14 protein-coding genes are annotated in these 15,514 nt (G+C 72.7%); 2 read left to right on the top strand and 12 right to left on the bottom strand.

Going from position 1 to position 15,514, the window contains the following annotated elements:
- Nucleotides 1-198: 198 nt before the first annotated feature.
- The 4 genes from AB0F58_RS27965 to AB0F58_RS27950 form a co-directional block, all read right to left on the bottom strand.
- Nucleotides 199-3,105 (bottom strand): beta-N-acetylglucosaminidase domain-containing protein, encoded by a 2,907-nt coding sequence (locus AB0F58_RS27965; RefSeq protein WP_357149156.1) that lies wholly within the window; start codon nucleotides 3,103-3,105, stop codon nucleotides 199-201.
- A 336-nt stretch (nucleotides 3,106-3,441) separates the two neighbouring features.
- Entirely contained in the window at nucleotides 3,442-3,723 is a 282-nt protein-coding gene (locus tag AB0F58_RS27960) for a 2-oxo acid dehydrogenase subunit E2 (protein WP_357149258.1), read from the bottom strand.
- Between the two features lie 124 nt (nucleotides 3,724-3,847).
- Nucleotides 3,848-5,314 (bottom strand): dihydroorotase family protein, encoded by a 1,467-nt coding sequence (locus AB0F58_RS27955; RefSeq protein WP_357149153.1) that lies wholly within the window; start codon nucleotides 5,312-5,314, stop codon nucleotides 3,848-3,850.
- 95 nt (nucleotides 5,315-5,409) lie between these two features.
- The gene (locus tag AB0F58_RS27950; RefSeq protein ID WP_357149150.1) at nucleotides 5,410-6,255 is read right to left on the bottom strand and encodes a CoA ester lyase; all 846 of its coding nucleotides are present in this window, start codon (nucleotides 6,253-6,255) and stop codon (nucleotides 5,410-5,412) included.
- Between the two features lie 245 nt (nucleotides 6,256-6,500).
- On the opposite strand from AB0F58_RS27950, the gene AB0F58_RS27945 reads away from it, so the two are divergent.
- A complete protein-coding gene (locus tag AB0F58_RS27945) occupies nucleotides 6,501-7,040 on the top strand; it encodes an RNA 2'-phosphotransferase (protein WP_357149147.1) in 540 nt (179 codons plus the stop codon).
- A gap of 34 nt (nucleotides 7,041-7,074) precedes the next feature.
- On the opposite strand, the gene AB0F58_RS27940 is transcribed toward AB0F58_RS27945, so the two are convergent.
- The 3 genes from AB0F58_RS27940 to AB0F58_RS27930 form a co-directional block, all read right to left on the bottom strand.
- Nucleotides 7,075-7,671 (bottom strand): nitroreductase family protein, encoded by a 597-nt coding sequence (locus tag AB0F58_RS27940; RefSeq protein WP_357149144.1) that lies wholly within the window; start codon nucleotides 7,669-7,671, stop codon nucleotides 7,075-7,077.
- 80 nt (nucleotides 7,672-7,751) lie between these two features.
- On the bottom strand, nucleotides 7,752-8,516 hold the full coding sequence (locus AB0F58_RS27935) for a pirin family protein (protein WP_357149141.1): 765 nt from the start codon (nucleotides 8,514-8,516) through the stop codon (nucleotides 7,752-7,754).
- 95 nt (nucleotides 8,517-8,611) lie between these two features.
- Complete coding sequence (locus AB0F58_RS27930) at nucleotides 8,612-9,172, bottom strand: YceI family protein (RefSeq protein ID WP_357149139.1); 561 nt, start codon at nucleotides 9,170-9,172, stop codon at nucleotides 8,612-8,614.
- A gap of 109 nt (nucleotides 9,173-9,281) precedes the next feature.
- Here AB0F58_RS27930 and AB0F58_RS27925 point away from each other — a divergent pair, with 109 nt between their 5' ends.
- Complete coding sequence (locus tag AB0F58_RS27925) at nucleotides 9,282-9,743, top strand: MarR family winged helix-turn-helix transcriptional regulator (protein ID WP_357149136.1); 462 nt, start codon at nucleotides 9,282-9,284, stop codon at nucleotides 9,741-9,743.
- A 64-nt stretch (nucleotides 9,744-9,807) separates the two neighbouring features.
- Here the strand turns inward: AB0F58_RS27925 and AB0F58_RS27920 are convergent, their stop codons facing one another.
- From AB0F58_RS27920 to AB0F58_RS27900, 5 genes are all read right to left on the bottom strand, one after another.
- Nucleotides 9,808-12,039, bottom strand: a complete 2,232-nt coding sequence (locus AB0F58_RS27920; RefSeq protein ID WP_357149133.1) for an ATP-dependent RecD-like DNA helicase — start codon at nucleotides 12,037-12,039, stop codon at nucleotides 9,808-9,810.
- A gap of 66 nt (nucleotides 12,040-12,105) precedes the next feature.
- Nucleotides 12,106-12,525, bottom strand: coding sequence for a DUF6234 family protein (locus AB0F58_RS27915; RefSeq protein ID WP_357149131.1), 420 nt, complete (start codon nucleotides 12,523-12,525; stop codon nucleotides 12,106-12,108).
- 100 nt (nucleotides 12,526-12,625) lie between these two features.
- Nucleotides 12,626-13,510 carry an ABC transporter substrate-binding protein gene (locus AB0F58_RS27910; RefSeq protein ID WP_357149128.1) on the bottom strand — a complete coding sequence of 295 codons (885 nt, stop codon included), beginning with the start codon at nucleotides 13,508-13,510 and terminating at the stop codon, nucleotides 12,626-12,628.
- Nucleotides 13,511-13,665: 155 nt separating this feature from the next.
- A complete protein-coding gene (locus AB0F58_RS27905) occupies nucleotides 13,666-14,628 on the bottom strand; it encodes a sensor histidine kinase (RefSeq protein ID WP_357149125.1) in 963 nt (320 codons plus the stop codon).
- Nucleotides 14,625-15,452, bottom strand: coding sequence for an MEDS domain-containing protein (locus AB0F58_RS27900; protein WP_357149122.1), 828 nt, complete (start codon nucleotides 15,450-15,452; stop codon nucleotides 14,625-14,627). The genes AB0F58_RS27905 and AB0F58_RS27900 overlap by 4 nt, the downstream gene beginning before the upstream one ends.
- Nucleotides 15,453-15,514 lie beyond the last annotated feature (62 nt).

Here is a 15,514-nt window from a genome sequence, read left to right as displayed (position 1 = left end):
TACCCGGGGCTGTCCGAGAAGCGCTCGATCCGGCACCGAGGTCACCAAGGGCCCCGGCGGTCCTCAGGGTGGCCACGGCGGTCCTCAGGGTGGCCACGGGGTGCAGCTCGTTCGAGCTGCACCCCGCCACCCGGGCCGGGCGGTGCGTCGCCGCGACGCATGGAACCCGTCGGCACTGCCCCGGCTCAGGCAGCTCCGTCAGCGAAGGAACAGGGTTCCCTGCCATCCTGGGCCGTGTGCTGCCGTCGTCGGGAACATCAACCCGCTCGCGAAGCGTCCTGCGTTGATGTTCGTGAAGAGCCTGCCCGCACCGTCGATCGAGACCAGGTCGGCGCGACCGTCCCCGCTCAGGTCGGTCGGGACGGGCAGCATGTTGGCGTTCCAACCCTGGCCCACAGCTGCTCGGGGCCCCAAGCTGGCACGTCCGTTCGTCACGCCCTGGTTGCGGAAGGCAGCAAGCGTCCCGTCCGCCAGGACACCGAGCACATCCGCAGGTCCGTCGCCATCGAGGTCGACGACGTGCACGGCCAGGTGACCGGTCCAGCCCTCACCGACCCGTTGACCGGCAGCGAACATCCCTCCGGTGAAGCTGCCGGTGTTCAGGTAGTGCCACAGCGATCCGTCGGACTTGATGGACACCAGGTCGGCTCTTCCGTCACCCGTGAGATCACCGACGACGGGACGCTCGGCGGTGCTCCACCCCTGGCCGACCTGGATGGCCGGACCCCAGGTGACGGCACCGTTGTTCATGCCGGTGTTACGAAATGCCTTGAGCGTGCCGTCCGGGAACATTCCCAGCAGGTCGGCGCGCCCGTCGTCATCGAGGTCACTCAGGTGTACCGCCAGCATCCCCTGCCAGCCGCCGCCCACCTGGACGCCTGCCGCGAACATGCCAGCTGTGAAGGACCCGGTGTTCCTGAACTGCATCAAGGTCCCGGTGCTGGTCACTGTCAGCAGGTCCGCGAGCCGGTCACCGTCGAGATCACCGACGATGGGCAGCTGCGTGGCCGACCACTCGTACCCGACCGTCTGGGTGGGGCCCAGCTCCGGCCAGTTCACCGTGGTGCGCAGGTTCTCGTACGCGTTCAGCGTGCCGTTTGCCATGACAGCCAGCACGTCGGAGCGCCCGTCTCCGCTCAGATCCACGCTGTCGACGCCCCGGCGCAGCGCAAAGGTCACCAGCGGGTGGAGCACGCCGTGCGCCACCGACTCCGGACGGGAGGCGATGGCGGGAAGGAGGTTACGAAGCTCCTGGCGAAGGTTGTTGGCAATGGTGGTCTGTCCGGCGCGCTCGGCGGTCAGGAGATCCACGGCGCGAGTCGCCGCGTCCGCGAGGCGCACCGTCTGCTGCAACCATGGTCCCGCTCCGGTCGTCAGGCCGGTGTTCATGGTTTGCAGGTCCGTACTGGCCGCCCTGAGAGCAGAAAGCCTCTGCTTGAGTACGGCGGCGGCGTTGTCCACCCCGCTCCCCGTACGGAGGGCACTGCGGAAGCTCCTGATGGCATCGGCCAGCGCCACCGAGTCGGTGTGGTCGATGACGGACGAGCGGTTGATCTCGGCGAAGGTCCGCAGCTGGCTGGCCTTCGGCCCACCGAGGGTGTTGATGGCGCGGGACCAGGAGTCCTCCGGCTGGTAGTGCCCCGGATTCCAGGCGAAGTCGGCGGCCGTGAGCAGGGGCAGCTGCGAGGGGCCCTGCTGGGTCATCTCGTTGAACAGGATTCCTGGAGCAGCGGAGAGCGCAGCCTCGCGCCCGACCAGCGGGCCCATCTGGAGTCGGTCCCAGACCTGGTCGTTGACCGGGAAGTTGTCCCAGATGGCGAGGCGGTGCCGGGGGAACGCCAACTGTGCGTCGTCGAGGTTCTTCCGGGTGATAACCGGCGACAGCACCTCGGGGCCGGTCCAGTACACGCCCACGGCGGTGTCGAGCCGAGTGTCGAACTCGGTCCGGTAGCTGCTGACCGCCATCCCGGCGTACTCGCTGCTGACCGTGTACAGCTGGCCCATGCCTGCGCGGGCTCGGACGAAGTTCGTCTGGACGAAGTTCGTGACGTCGGCCTGTGCCCGAGCCCACGCCGTGACCCCGGTTCCGTATGTTTGGCCGTCGCTGACGCAGGAGAACGGCCGCGTCGGGAAGACGTCGTCCCAGGCGATGACGAAGTGCCGGACCCCGATCTGGTACATCTGGTCGAGCCGGGAGAGGAGGGTGTTGCGCTCCGTGGCGGAGGAGTGGCAGATGCCGCTGCCCTGGTCCAGCGGCATCTCGGGCGAGATCCGGTAGACGAACGCGACATGCAGGCTGTTGGCCCTGGTGACGACTTCCCGCAGTTCGCCGAGTTCCGTGTCCGTGTACGGGGTACGCCAGTTGTTGCTTCCGCTACCCCCCGTGCGCGGGTCAGCCGCGGGCCCGTAGAAGAAGCGGTTCATCTTGTTCCGGGCGAGGACCTCCACCTGTTCCAGCCGGTCGGCCTTCGTCCACCGGGCCACCCCTGGGGGTGGGGGGTTGGCCGAGTCCATCCCGCCGCGGAATGTGAAGGCCGGCCAGTCCTTGATCGTGACCCGCGCGATCGCCGCGCCGGAAGAGTCCGACGTCAGGAGCTGTCTCAGGGTCTGTGCGGCGTAGAAGGTGCCCACCTTCTGGCCGCCGGAGAGCACGACCCGCTGCCTGCCGGCGGAGTCCGTACCGCTGGCCAGCAGATAACCCTCATCCGGCAAGGTGCTCGGCGCGGTGACACCGATTGCGCTCAGGGCCGCCGCGCTGGCGGGCGTCTCCTGCGTTCCGCCGACGTAAACGGTCGTTCCGGCACCCGGATCGGTGCCGGTGACGGTGACGTTCGTGTGGTGCGCGGCGAAGGCAGCCACCACGGCGTCGACGGCCGGCCGGTCAGCGGCTGCGCCACGAACAACCGTCAGAGCGGCCGGTAGGTCGAGCGGGGTCCCGGTAACGGACACTTCCCGTGGCTGGGGACTGAGCGGCGGGGTGGCTGCGGCGCCACTGGCCACGGGCGGAGAGCCGAACAGCGCGACCGCACCGAGAAGCGAGGCGAACACGCAGCCGGCCACTGGGCGTGAAAAGCGCCAGCGTCCCCGACGGTAGCTGCTTCGCATGGGCGTTCTCCTAGGCACTTGGGGATCATGACTGGAGTCGGTGGCAGGTAGCGACTCACCAAGATACTGGGCTAGACCAGCCGGCCCCGTCAACGGCGGCGGTCAACCACATACTCATGATCTCGAATCAACCTGGACTCGCGGTCACCACGGCCCTCTGGCTTGTGGTGACACCACCCCCACGCGCTGCCGCGCCCGTAGGGGTGGTGAGTGGCGTGCGGCGGCGGGAGGCAACCGACCACGTCGTCCCCGGCCCGGAGCGGTGGAGTGAGAGTCCGCGAGCCGATCTGACCGGTCGATGCGGTCACCACGATCCCGGTCACGCCACGACGCTGGTCACGCCACGATCCGCAGCGGATGCTCGAGCAGGTCGGTGCGGGTGGCGAGGAACTGCGCGGCCAGAGCGCCGTCGATGACGCGGTGGTCGGCGGTAAGCGTGTATCGCATCCGGTGCCGCGCTTCCAGGATCTTCCCGGAGAGCGTGGGCTCCGGTGCCGCGGCACCGACGGCGAGGATCGCCCCTCGGGGTGGGTCGATGATCGCCGTGACCGACGTCCGGTCGGCATCGCGGATCACCGGCACCATGAGCCCGGCCGGGGAGGCGACGGCGATGCCGATGTCGACCGCCCGCGCAGCAGGGTTGGGCCGCGGCCCTCGGGGGAGTAGGACGCGTTGACGCCGGGGTGCTCGCCTAGGGCCGGACCGGCTCGCCTGCCGGGCAGAGACACTCCCGGTCAGCGGGTCAGCCGGCGAGCGGACGCCGCAGGTACTCGCCCTGCGGATCGCCGACCACGGTGCCGTCGCGGAGGATGCGCCGTCCGCGCAGCCACACGTCGTCGACCCGGGCGGTCAGCTCGAACCCCTCGAACGGGGTGTACTCCTGGGTGGACTCGCTCTCCTCGGCCCGTACCGTCCAGGTGCGGTCCGGGTCGACCAGGACGACGTCCGCGTCGAAGCCGGCGGCCAGGTCGCCCTTGCGGGGCCAGAGGCCGTACCGCTTCGCCGGGTTGGCGCAGACCAGTTCGGCGACCCGGCCCAGCGGCAGCCCCTGCCGGCGGCCCTCGGTGATCAGCCCGGGGAGCAGGTACTCCGCGCCGCCGAAGCCGGACTTGGCCAGGAAGACGTCGTCCCGGTCGGTGCCGAACTTGGCCTCGTCGCGGCAGCAGGCGTGGTCGGAGACGACCCAGTCGACCTGCCCGGCGAGCACGGCGCGCCAGAGTGCCTGCCGGTCGGATTCGGCCCGCAGCGGCGGGTTGACCTTGCCGCCCAGCCCGGCGGCGGTGTCGTAGGTGGCGATCAGGTGGCCGATGGTCACCTCGCGGCGGAAGTCCACGTGCGGGAACGCCTCCGCCATCCGCAGTGCCGACTCCATGGCCTTCCCGCCGGAGAGGTGCAGCAGGTTGATCGCCGGTAGGCCGGTCTCGTGGGCCAGGTAGGCGGCCATGGTGATGGCCAGCCCCTCGGAGTGTGCCGGACGGGAGGCGCTGTACGCGGCCAGCCCCTTCAGCTCGCCGGCCTCCTCGACCATCCTGGTGTACGCGGCCATGATCTCGGCCGTCTCGCAGTGCAGCGAGAGGCTGATCGCGTCGGCCAGTTCGGGCCGCTCGTCCCGGACCCGCTGCACGCCGCGCATGACGAACTCGAAGTGCGCCAGGTCGTACCGCTCGCCGGGCGGGGTCATCAGGAACGACGCCTGGTCGGCGGAGCGGCCGTGCAGCCCGTGCGAGCCGTAGAACATGAAGATCTTGAACGAGGTGACCCCGAACTCGTCCACCAGCTGACCGAGTTCGTCGATGTGTCCGGCCTGCATCGGGGCGAGGTGGAAGGCGTAGTCAACGTACGCCCGCCCCTCGGCCAGCCGCAGCACCTCGGGGAAGAACTCGGCGTAGCTGCCGCCCCGGTTGAGGTAGTACTGCCCGGTCCGCATGTAGGTCAGCCCGGTGGTGACCCCACCCTGCGCCGACGCCCGGGACTCGCTGGCGGTGTCGACGTCCAACGGGTTGTAGATCCCCCAGTGCTGGTGCCCGTCGACCGCGCCGGGGAAGGCGAGCCGGCCCCCGGCGTCGACCACCTCGCGCGCGTCGGCCGGGTCCAGCTCCGGACCGACCGCCGTGATGGTGCCGTCGCTGATCGCGATGGCCGCCGGGACGGGCTCGTCCGTGCCGGGTCGGACCACCCGCGCGTTGGTGATGAGCAGGTCATGGGTCATGTGCGCAACCTCCTAGCCACTGGGCTCAGGCTAAGCCGGCGGACCGCTCAGCGCAACATCGATCCGTTCAGTGGAACGAGTCACCAACCCGTCGGTCAGCGGCGCGCCCGGTCCAGCACGGCGCGGGCGGACCGGGCGACCGCCTCGTCCACCATGGTTCCGGTGCCCGCCACGGCCACCGCGCCGCCGTCTCCGGCGGCGTACGCCGCGACGATCCGCTCGGCCGTGGCGACCTCGTCGGCGGTGGGGGTGAACACCTCGTTGATCACCGCCACCTGGGCCGGGTGGATGGCGGTTCGACCACCGAAGCCGAGCCGCCGCAGCGCGGCTGTCGAGGTGCGCAGCTTCTCGAGGTCCCGGTAGTCCACGGTGGCCGGGCCGACCGGCGGGGCCAGGCCGGCGGCGGCCGACGCGGCGACCGCCTCGAACCGGGCCGGCAGCAGCTCCAGCCCGTCCGGACCGGGGCGCATCCCGAGGTCGGCGCTGAGGTCCGCCTCACCGAGCCCGAGCAGCAGCACCCGGGGCGCGGCGGCGACCGCGTCGATCCGGCGCAGGCCACGTGCCGACTCGACCCGGGGCGAGACGGCGATCGCCCCGCGCGGCAGGCCGCGTTCCGTCTCCAGGGCGGCGAGCAGGGCGTCGAGCCGGGTCAGCAGCGCCGGATCGTCGACCTTCGCCACCACCACCCCGGCGAGCCCGGGGCGGACCACTGCGGCCACGTCCTCGTCGAGGGCGTCCGGGGAAACCCGTACCCAGGCCGCGACGTCGTGCCCGACCCCGGTGTCGAGCCAGTCGGCGACCGCCGTCCGGGCGGCCGGTCGTTCCGCCGGGGGCACGGCGTCCTCCAGGTCCGCGATGATCGCGTCCGCGCCGGTGCCGGCCGCCTTGGCGAGCATGCGGGGGGAGTGGCCGGGAACGTACAGCCAGGAGCGGGGCACCATCAGGCCTCCTAGATGTGGAACGGTGTTTCAGTCTAGCCGCGACGGGGGTGGCCCCGTGCGGTGGGACCGAACACCTCCGCAGGTGGCGGGCCTGCGCCGGCATCGGGAACGGATGGTCGGCACCGCCGGTCACCGCTGGTGCTCCGGTCGGCGCGGGTCGGGAGCGGTGGTCGCCTCGGGTCCGGTGCGCGCGGCCGGTGATAAACCGGTGGGTCTCGACGGCGTTCTCCGGTGACAATGCCGGTGTGGATCATCGCGACCTGGTACGGCTGAGCAAGCGGATGTCACTGGCCCTGCGGCACGAACCCGGACGCTTCGGCCTCACGCCGGACCGGGGCGGCTGGGTGCCGGTCGCCGACCTCCTCGCCGGGATGCGGATGACCCGGGTCCAACTCGACGCGGTGGTCCTCGGCAACGACAAGCAGCGCTTCGCCCTCGACCGGGGCCCGGACGGTGTCGAGCGGATCCGGGCCAGTCAGGGGCACTCCATCCCGGTCGACCTCGGGCTCACCCCGGCCGCGCCCCCGGACCACCTCTACCACGGAACGGGTCGGGCGGCGGTGGACTCCATCCTGGCCACCGGGCTGCACCGGGGCGGCCGGCACCACGTGCACCTGTCCTCGGACGTCGACACCGCCCGGCGGGTCGGCGCCCGCCGGGGCGGCCCGGTGGTGGTGCTCACCGTGGACGCCGCGGCGATGGCCCGCGACGGGCACGTCTTCTACCGCAGCGCCAACGGCGTCTGGCTGACCGACGCGGTGCCGGTCGACTACCTGACGGCCTGAACGCGGGACCCCTTCGCCCGCTCGGCGGCACCGCTCAGGCGGAAGCGGGCTCCGGGGCCGGGGAGAGCAGCAGGGAGTCCAGCGCGTGCCGGGCACGCGGCGTCCGTTCCCGGTCCGCGAGCGGGGCGGGCAGCCGGTCCGGCGCGTCCACCCGGCCCAGGGCGACCACCACGACCGGGGTGAGTGCCGGGTCGAGCCCGAAGGCGTCCCGTACCGCGGTGGCGTCGAACCCGCCCATCTGGTGCATGGCCAGCCCGTGCGCCTGGGCCTGCACGGCCAGGTGCGCGACGGCCTGACCGGTGTCGTAGAGCGCGTACGGCCGGGGCCGGCCCGCCTCGTCGACCGTGTGGGCGGCCACCAGCAGCAGCGCGCTCGCCGCGCCGGCCCAGGTCTGGTTGCCCGGGTTGAGGGCCGCGTGCAGCCGGGTGAAGTCGTCGGTGTCGCGCCGGGTGACGAGGAACCGCCACGGCTGGCTGTTGTTCGCCGAGGGCGCCCAGCGCGCCGCCTCCAGCAGCGGGTGCAGGTCGGCGTCGTCGAGCCGGTGGTGGGGGTCGAAGCTGCGGGGGCTCCACCGCTCGGCGAGCAGCGGGTGCAGCGGCGCGGAGGTGTCGGCCCGCTTGGGGTGCGTCATGGTGCGTTCCTTGCTGTCGACGGCCCCGACCCGGCCGGAGGCGGTCCGGCCGGGTCGGGGGAGCGTGGGTCGGGCCGGGGTCAGCCGGCGATCGTGGCGTGCATCTCCCAGACCAGGATCTCGGCGGGTTCGGTGGCGGTGACCCGGTGTCCGCCGCCGGCCGTGAAGCGTACGGCGTCACCGGTGCCCAGCCGGCCGGAGCCCTCCAGCTCCACCGCGCCCCGCGCCACGAAGAGGTGCAGGAAGGGCGCGTCGGGCAGCGGCACGCTCCCGCCGGGTTCGAGCCGGGCCGCGTACAGGGCGGCGTACCGGTTGCGGATCCGGATCGCGGCCTCCCCGTCGTGCCGCTCCATCCCGGACGCGACCGGGACCAGAGCGCCGCCGAGCAGGTCGTCGTCGATCTCGAGCTGTTCGTAACCGGGGGTCAGGCCGGTCTCGTCGGGCGCCACCCACATCTGGACGAAGTGCACCGGCTCGGTGTGCCGTTCGCCCTCGATGCGCCAGGAGTCGTTCTTCTCCGAGTGCAGGATGCCGCGCCCGGCGGTCATCCGCTGGGCCAGGCCCGGATAGATCACCCCGGAGTGGCCGGTGGAGTCCTGGTGGACCAGCGAGCCCCGCAGCACCCAGGTGACGATCTCCATGTCCCGGTGCGGGTGGGTGTCGAAACCGGTGCCCGGCGTGACGATGTCGTCGTTGTTGACCAGGAGCAGGCCGTGGTGGGTGTTCGCCGGGTCGCGGTGGTGGCCGAAGGAGAAGGAGTGCTTCGAGTCCAGCCAGCCGGTCTCGGTGACGAACCGTTCCTCGGCCCGGCGGATGTCGACGCGGGGGGTCAGCAGGGTGCTCACGGGAGGTCCTCTCCACTGCGGGTCGGTCGGTGGGTGAGCGGGGGTCGGTCGGGGGACGGGCGGGGGAGCGCCGCCGCTGCGGCGCGCCCCACCGGTCAGGACTGCTTGATCGCGGAGATCTCGAACTCGAGGACGATCTTGTCGCTGACCAGGACGCCACCGGTCTCCAGGGCGGCGTTCCAGGTCACCCCGTAGTCGCGGCGGTTGATGGTCACCGCGCCCTCGAAGCCGACCCGCACGTTGCCGAACGGGTCGGTGGCCGCGCCCTCGAAGGTGAAGGGGACGGTCACCGGGTGGGTGACGCCCCGGACGGTGAGGTCGCCGGTCAGGTCGAAGGTGTCCGCGCCGGTCTGCCGGAACGCGGTGGAGACGAAGGTGATCTCCGGGTGGGTCTCCATGGCGAGGAAGTCGTTGCTGCGCAGGTGCTCGTCGCGCTGCGCGTTGCGGGTGTCGATGCTGGCCGCCTGGATGGTGACGGTCACCGAGGTCGCGCCCGGGTCGTCGCCGTCGAAGACCACCCGGCCCTCGAAGTCGTTGAACGCGCCCCGGACCTTGGTCACCATCGCGTGGCGGGCGACGAAGCCGATCCGGGTGTGGCTCGGGTCGATCGCGTAGACGCCGGTGAGCTGGGCGAGTTCGGCGGTCGGAGCGGTCATGATGTCCTCCTGGGGACTTGATGATGTGTCATTTACGTCTGCCTCAACCTACATGACCCGTCATCCATTCCCTTAATGATGTGTCATCCATCACTGGTAGGGTGGACGCATGACCCGATGGCTCGACGACGACGAACAGCGCGCCTGGCGGGCCTACCTGCAGATGCAGAACCGACTCACCGCCCACCTGGGGCGGCAGTTGCAGCAGGACTCCGGCCTCTCCCTCGCCGACTACGAGGTGCTCGTGGCGCTCACCGACGCCGACGAGGGGCGGCTGCGGCCGTTCGCCCTCCAGGAGCAGTTGGAGTGGGAGCAGAGCCGCCTCTCCCACCACCTGAGCCGGATGCAGCGCCGGGGCCTGGTCGACCGGGAGGGCTGCCCGGGTGACCGACGGGGCGCCTTCGTGGTGCTCACCCCCGCCGGGCGGGAGGCCATCGAGGCCGCCGCTCCGGGCCACGTGGCGACCGTCCGGGAGTTCTTCCTCGACCAGGCCGACCGGGAGGACCTGCGCACACTGGAGCGTCTCGCCGACCGGGTGCTGCGCCGGCTGGACGCCGACGGGCGGAGCTGACCGACCTCACGGCCGGCGCGCCGCGCGGAACGCGCCCCGGTCGCGCCGCCCGGGGCGGGAACCGCTAGCCGGTGATCCGGTGGGTCAGCGCGGTGTGCCGGCGGCCGGTGCCCGCCGTCCGCACGGCGATCGCCAGCGCCTTGCGGGAACCGGCCAGCACGACCAGCTTCCGGGCCCGGGTGACGGCGGTGTAGAGCAGGTTGCGCTGCAACATCATGTACGACCCCATGGTCACCGGCACCACCACCGCCGGGTACTCGCTGCCCTGCGACCGGTGCACCGTGATGGCGTACGCGTGCTGCAACTCGTCCAGCTCGTGGAAGTCGTACCCGACGTCCTCGTCCTCGTCGGTGCGGACGGTCAGCGTCTGCTCGTCCGGGTCGATGGCGACCACCGAGCCGACGGTGCCGTTGAAGACGCCGGCCGCCCCCTTCTCGTAGTTGTTGCGGATCTGGATGACCTTGTCACCGACCCGGAACACCCGCGACCCGTGCCGCCGCTCCGGCGCGCCCTCCCGGTGCGGCGCGAGCGCCTGTTGCAGCAGCGCGTTGAGGTTGCCCGCGCCGGCCGGTCCCCGGTGCATCGGGGTGAGCACCTGGACGTCGCGGGGGTGCAGGCCGAAGCGGCGCGGGATCCGCCGGGCCACGATCTCCACCACCTGCTCGGCGGTGACCTCCGGTTCGTCGCTGGGGAAGAGGAAGAAGTCCGGGTACTCCTCGAAGGTCGGGGCCTGGCCCGCGTTGATCCGGTGCGCGTTGACCACCACGCCGGACTCCTGCGCCTGCCGGAAGATCCGGGTCAGCCGGACCCGGGGGACGGCGTCGGCGGCCAGGACGTCCCGCAGCACCTCACCCGCGCCCACCGAGGGCAACTGGTCGACGTCGCCCACCAGCAGCAGGTGTGCCCCGGCGGGCACCGCCTTGACCAGCTTGTTGGCCAGGATCAGGTCGAGCATCGACGCCTCGTCCACCACCACCAGGTCGGCGTCGAGCGGATTGTCCCGGTCGTGCGCGGCGTCCCCGCCCGGCCGGAGCTGGAGCAGCCGGTGCACGGTGGTGGCCGGCTGCCCGGTCAGCTCGGTCAGCCGTTTCGCGGCCCGTCCGGTCGGCGCGGCCAGCACGATCTTCGCCTTCTTCGCGGTGGCCAGTTCGATCACCGACCGGACGGTGAACGACTTGCCGCAGCCCGGACCGCCGGTGAGCACGGCGACCTTCGAGGTGAGCGCCAGCCGTACCGCCTGCTCCTGCTCCGGGGCCAGGTCCGCACCGGTCCGGGCCCGCAGCCAGGCCAGCGCCCGGCCCCAGTCCACGGCCGCGAAGGCCGGCATCCGGTCGGCCGGGTCGCGCAGCAGCCGGACCAGGCTCGCCGCGAGCGCCGACTCGGCCCGGTGGAACGGCACCAGGTACACCGCCGGGATGGTGCCGCCGTCGCCGGACGGGTTCGGCACCGCCTCCCGGATGACCCCCTCGTCGGCCGCGAGCGCGGTCAGGGCCTCGCCGACCAGGGGCGCCGGCACCTCCAGGATGGTGGCGGCGTCGGTGAGCAGGTTCGGTTCGGGGAGGTAACAGTGCCCGTTGTCGGCGGCCTCGGAGAGGGTGTACCGGATGCCGGCCTGCACCCGCTGCGGGCTGTCGTGCGGGATACCGACCGCCTGGGCGATGCTGTCGGCCGTCCGGAAGCCGATGCCCCACACGTCGGCGGCGAGCCGGTACGGCTCGTTGCGCACCACCGAGATCGCGTTGTCGCCGTACTCCTTGTAGATCCGCACGGCGTGCGAGGTGGAGACGCCGACACCCTGGAGGAAGACCATCACCTCCTTGATGGACTTCTGCTCCTGCCAGGCCGTGCCGATCGCCGCCGTGCGCTTGCGGCCGAGGCCGTGCACCTCGATCAGCCGGCCCGGCTCGTGCTCGATGACGTCCAGGGTCTGTGCGCCGAACGCGGCGACGATCCGGGCGGCCATCTTCGGCCCGATCCCCTTGATCAGCCCCGAGCCGAGGTACCGCTCGATGCCCTGCACGGTGGCCGGCAGCACGCTGGTGCAGCTGTGCACCTCGAACTGGCGGCCGTACTTCGGGTGCGACCCCCAGCGGCCGACCATCCGCAGCCGCTCCCCGGGTTGCACGCCGGGCAGGGGCCCGACCACGGTGAGCAGGTCGGTGCCGGACCGGTCGGTGGCCACCCGGGCGATCGTGTAGCCGGTCTCCTCGTTGACGTAGGTGACCCGTTCGAGCACCGCCTCCAGCGTCGCGCCCCGCACGGGTGCGGTGGCCGGGGCGGGCGGTACGGCGGTCATCGCCCACGATGATGGCAGACCCGTCCGACACCCCGGCGGTGGGAGCGGGAGGTGTTCCGGGTCGGGTCAGCCGCCCGGGCAGCGCGAGTCGCCGCCGCTGTGTTCCTGGCAGCCAACCGGCCCGGACGGTACCGGCGGCGGTGGGGCCAGCTCCCGGACGGCAGCCGCCCCGAGCGGCAGCCCGAGCGCGCCGAGGACGAGCGCCAGGGACAGGTAGACCGCGCCCGTGCGCACCAGCCGTCCGGCGAACGCGACAACGGCGATCACGACCGGGCCACCGGCGGCGGTCAGGTAGAGCGCCAGCAGCGCCAGGTTGCCCCGTCGGCTGGTCTCCGCCGGGCCGCCCCCGCCGCCGTGGTGCTCGGCCCAGCCCTCCAGGCCGATGGCGAAGGTCCAGCCCAGCAACAGCAGCGACGTGAACAGCCAGAGCACGGTCAGCAGCGCCACGGCACCGGCCCGGCGGCGGGTCGACGGCGACGGTTCCATGTCGGGTAGTACATCCGGCCCGGACCGGCGGCGCGTGAGTACCCGAACTCAGCGCCGGGTGGGCGGGGAGACGCACCCGCACTCGTGGCGGCTGCCGGGGTCAGGCCAGCCGGGCGGTCGTGCCGGCGGGGGAGGGGGCTACGACGTCCGGGTGCAGGATCGCGGCGATCGCCTCGACGCCGTCCACCAGCCGGGGGCCGGGACGCACCACGAGGGCGTCGGCGTCGATGGCCCACACCGCCGCCCCGGGAAACCGGGACGCGACCTGCTCCGCCTGCCGGGTGGCGCCGGCCAGGTCGAAGCCGCACGGCGCGACGAGCACCACCTCCGGTGCGGCGTCGGTCAGCGCGGCCCAGGTCGTCGGCGTCGACCGCCCGCCCGGGTGGGCGGCCACCGGCTCGCCCCCGGCGGCCGAGACCAGGTCGGGGATCCAGTGCCCGGCCGCGAACGGCGGGTCCACCCACTCCACCACCGCCACCCGGGGGCGGTGCCGGCCGGCGACCGTCGTCGCCACCGCCGCGAGCCGGCTGCGCAGCGCGTCCACCAGGGCCTCCGCCCGGTCGGGCACACCGGCCCCCCGCCCGACCGCGAGGATCGTGCCGAGCACCTCGTCGAGGGTGTACGGATCCAGCGACAGCACGTCGGCGCGGCAGCCCAGGTGGTCCATCGCCTCGGTGAGCTGCCCCGCCGGGAGCGCGCAGACCCGGCACAGGTCCTGGGTGAGGACCAGGTCCGGGTCCAGCCCGGCCAGCGCGTCGGCGTGCAGGGTGTAGAGATCCGCCCCGGCGGCCCGCTGCGCCCGGACGTACGCGTCGATCTCGCCCGGGGTCATGCCCCGGGTGTCCCGTCCGCCGACCACCACGAGTTTGCCGGCCCGGTCGGCCGGGGGCACGTCGCACTCGAAGGTCACGCCGACCAGGTCGTCGCCGAGGCCGAGCGCGTAGACGATGTCCGTGGCCGAGGGGAGCAGGGAGACCAGGCGCATGACCGTCATCATGCCGGGTGCGGCGCCGCCGCACGAGAGGGCCCCGGACGGCCGTTCGCGGAGCCGCCCGGGGCCGGTGTCCACGCCGGGACCGGCTGCACCGGGATCCGCCGCCCCCGCGCGCGCCGTGGCACCGTCGGCGGACCCGGTGGACCTCAGCCGGTGACGTGCGGGTTCCCGGCGGTCAGCCGGATCGTGAACCCGTCCGTGCCCCGGTACATCGTCACGTGGTTGCAGGACTGGTGGGCGATCCAGAGCCCGAGGCCGCCGTTCGTGCCGTCGCCGACGGGCAGCAGACCGATGAACGGGTCCTTCGGGCCCGCACCGCCGTCGTGGATGCTGACCACGATCCGGTCCGGCCCGCGCCAGAGCCGCAGCGCGACCGGCTCCCGTCCGTGGCGCAGCGCGTTGGTCACCGTCTCGCTCACCGCCACGACCAGGTCCTCGACGTCGTCGGGCGGCAGGTGACCGCGGTCGGCGTCGTACACCGCCGCGCGGGCGCGGGCCGGGGTCGGCCCGACCATCTCCACCAGGGGCGGCGTGTGCTGGATCGGATCGGGCGGCGTGGGCCGGGGCTCGGTGAGGTAGACCAGCGGATCGGTGTACGTCCCGCTCGGCGCGCGCCGCCCGTCGGGCAGCGCGATCCAGGGATGGGTACGCAGCACGTCGGCCATCACCGGCGCGGGCGTGACCCGACGGTCGTAGGCGCACATGCTCCACAGCGGGAAGTCGTCGTAGGCGTGGTTGATCGCCGACTCGTAGCGGGCCCACCAGTCCCAGGTCGCACCGAGAGCGACGGTGGGCAGCTCACCGACGATCCGGATCTGCCCGGCCCCGGCGGCGACGTGGTCGCCCAGGATCTTCCGGTACGAGCGGATCGCCCCCGCCGGTCGGGCGTAGACGTCGCCACCCTCGAGGAACTGCACACCCGAGTCCGCCGGCAACGCCGACCGGACCAGTGCCGCGTGCTGCTCGCCGAGGGAGACCAGGGTCGGCTCGCCCGCCTCGACCCCGCCGAGCAGGAAGGGCAGCACCACGGCGAGCAGATCCTCGTCGGAGTCGTAGCAGATGGCCTCGTGGAGGTAGCCGGTGTGGCCGGCGGGGACGCCCGTCCTCACCGGGGCACCTCCACCTGGAGGCCGGGCAGGTCGAGGAGTTCGGCCACCCGGGCGGCGGCGGACCGGGAGGCGCGCAGGACGGCCACCCCGCCCCGCGCGCGGGCGTGGTCCCGTAGCTGGATCAGGTTGCGATGGTCGATGAAGCGCAGGCCGGTCGCCTCCACCACCAGTCGGCCGTCGGCCGGACGCGGGTCGGCGCGCTCCAGCGCGGCCCGGAACAGCTCGTGGTTCGAGGCGTCCAACTCGCCGACGAGCGCCGCGTGACCGTCCTCCGGCGCGTCGGCGTAGAGCCGGAAGAGGACGTCGTCGGCGTTGGTGCCGGGGTGCAGGCAGGCCAGTTCCGCGACGGCCTGGTCCCCGAGGAGTCGCCGGTCGTAGGCGCACATCGCCGACATCGGCCGGACCCGCATGTACCGGTCGATGAGGTGTTCGTACCGGGCGAAGGCGTCCCGCTGGGCCGGGGTGCGTACCAGCGCGGTGGCGTCGGCGGCCACCCGCAGGCCGGTGTGGCCGGCGGCCAGGGCGTCGGCCGTCGCGGTCGCGTAGGCGCGCACCTGCTCGAGCGGGTCGACGATGTGGTCGTGGGCGTAGGCGGAGTCCAACGGGACGATCCGGGCGGCTCCCCGGCGCAGGGCGTCCCGGATCAGGGGCTCCTCCCGGAGCCGGTCGGCGACCGGGTCCGGCTCCGCCGTGACGTACCAGATCCGCTCGTCGAGGGCGAGGCCCTCCAGGAGGAAGGTCCGGACCCGGTCGTGCAGCGCCGTCCGGTCGGCGTACCGCCAGCACACGTGGCGGTAGGCCGCCTGCCGTGACCCGCCGCTCACCCCGGACACCCCATGGCGACAGTCTAGGTGTCCACGGCGGGGGGTCATCCCGCCGGGCGGAT

This window comes from Micromonospora sp. NPDC023956, assembly GCF_040639195.1.
Classification (GTDB): Bacteria; Actinomycetota; Actinomycetes; order Mycobacteriales; family Micromonosporaceae; genus Micromonospora.
The sequence above is the reverse complement of the archived record's forward strand: the minus strand, read 5'-3'. Positions and strand labels throughout refer to the sequence as shown.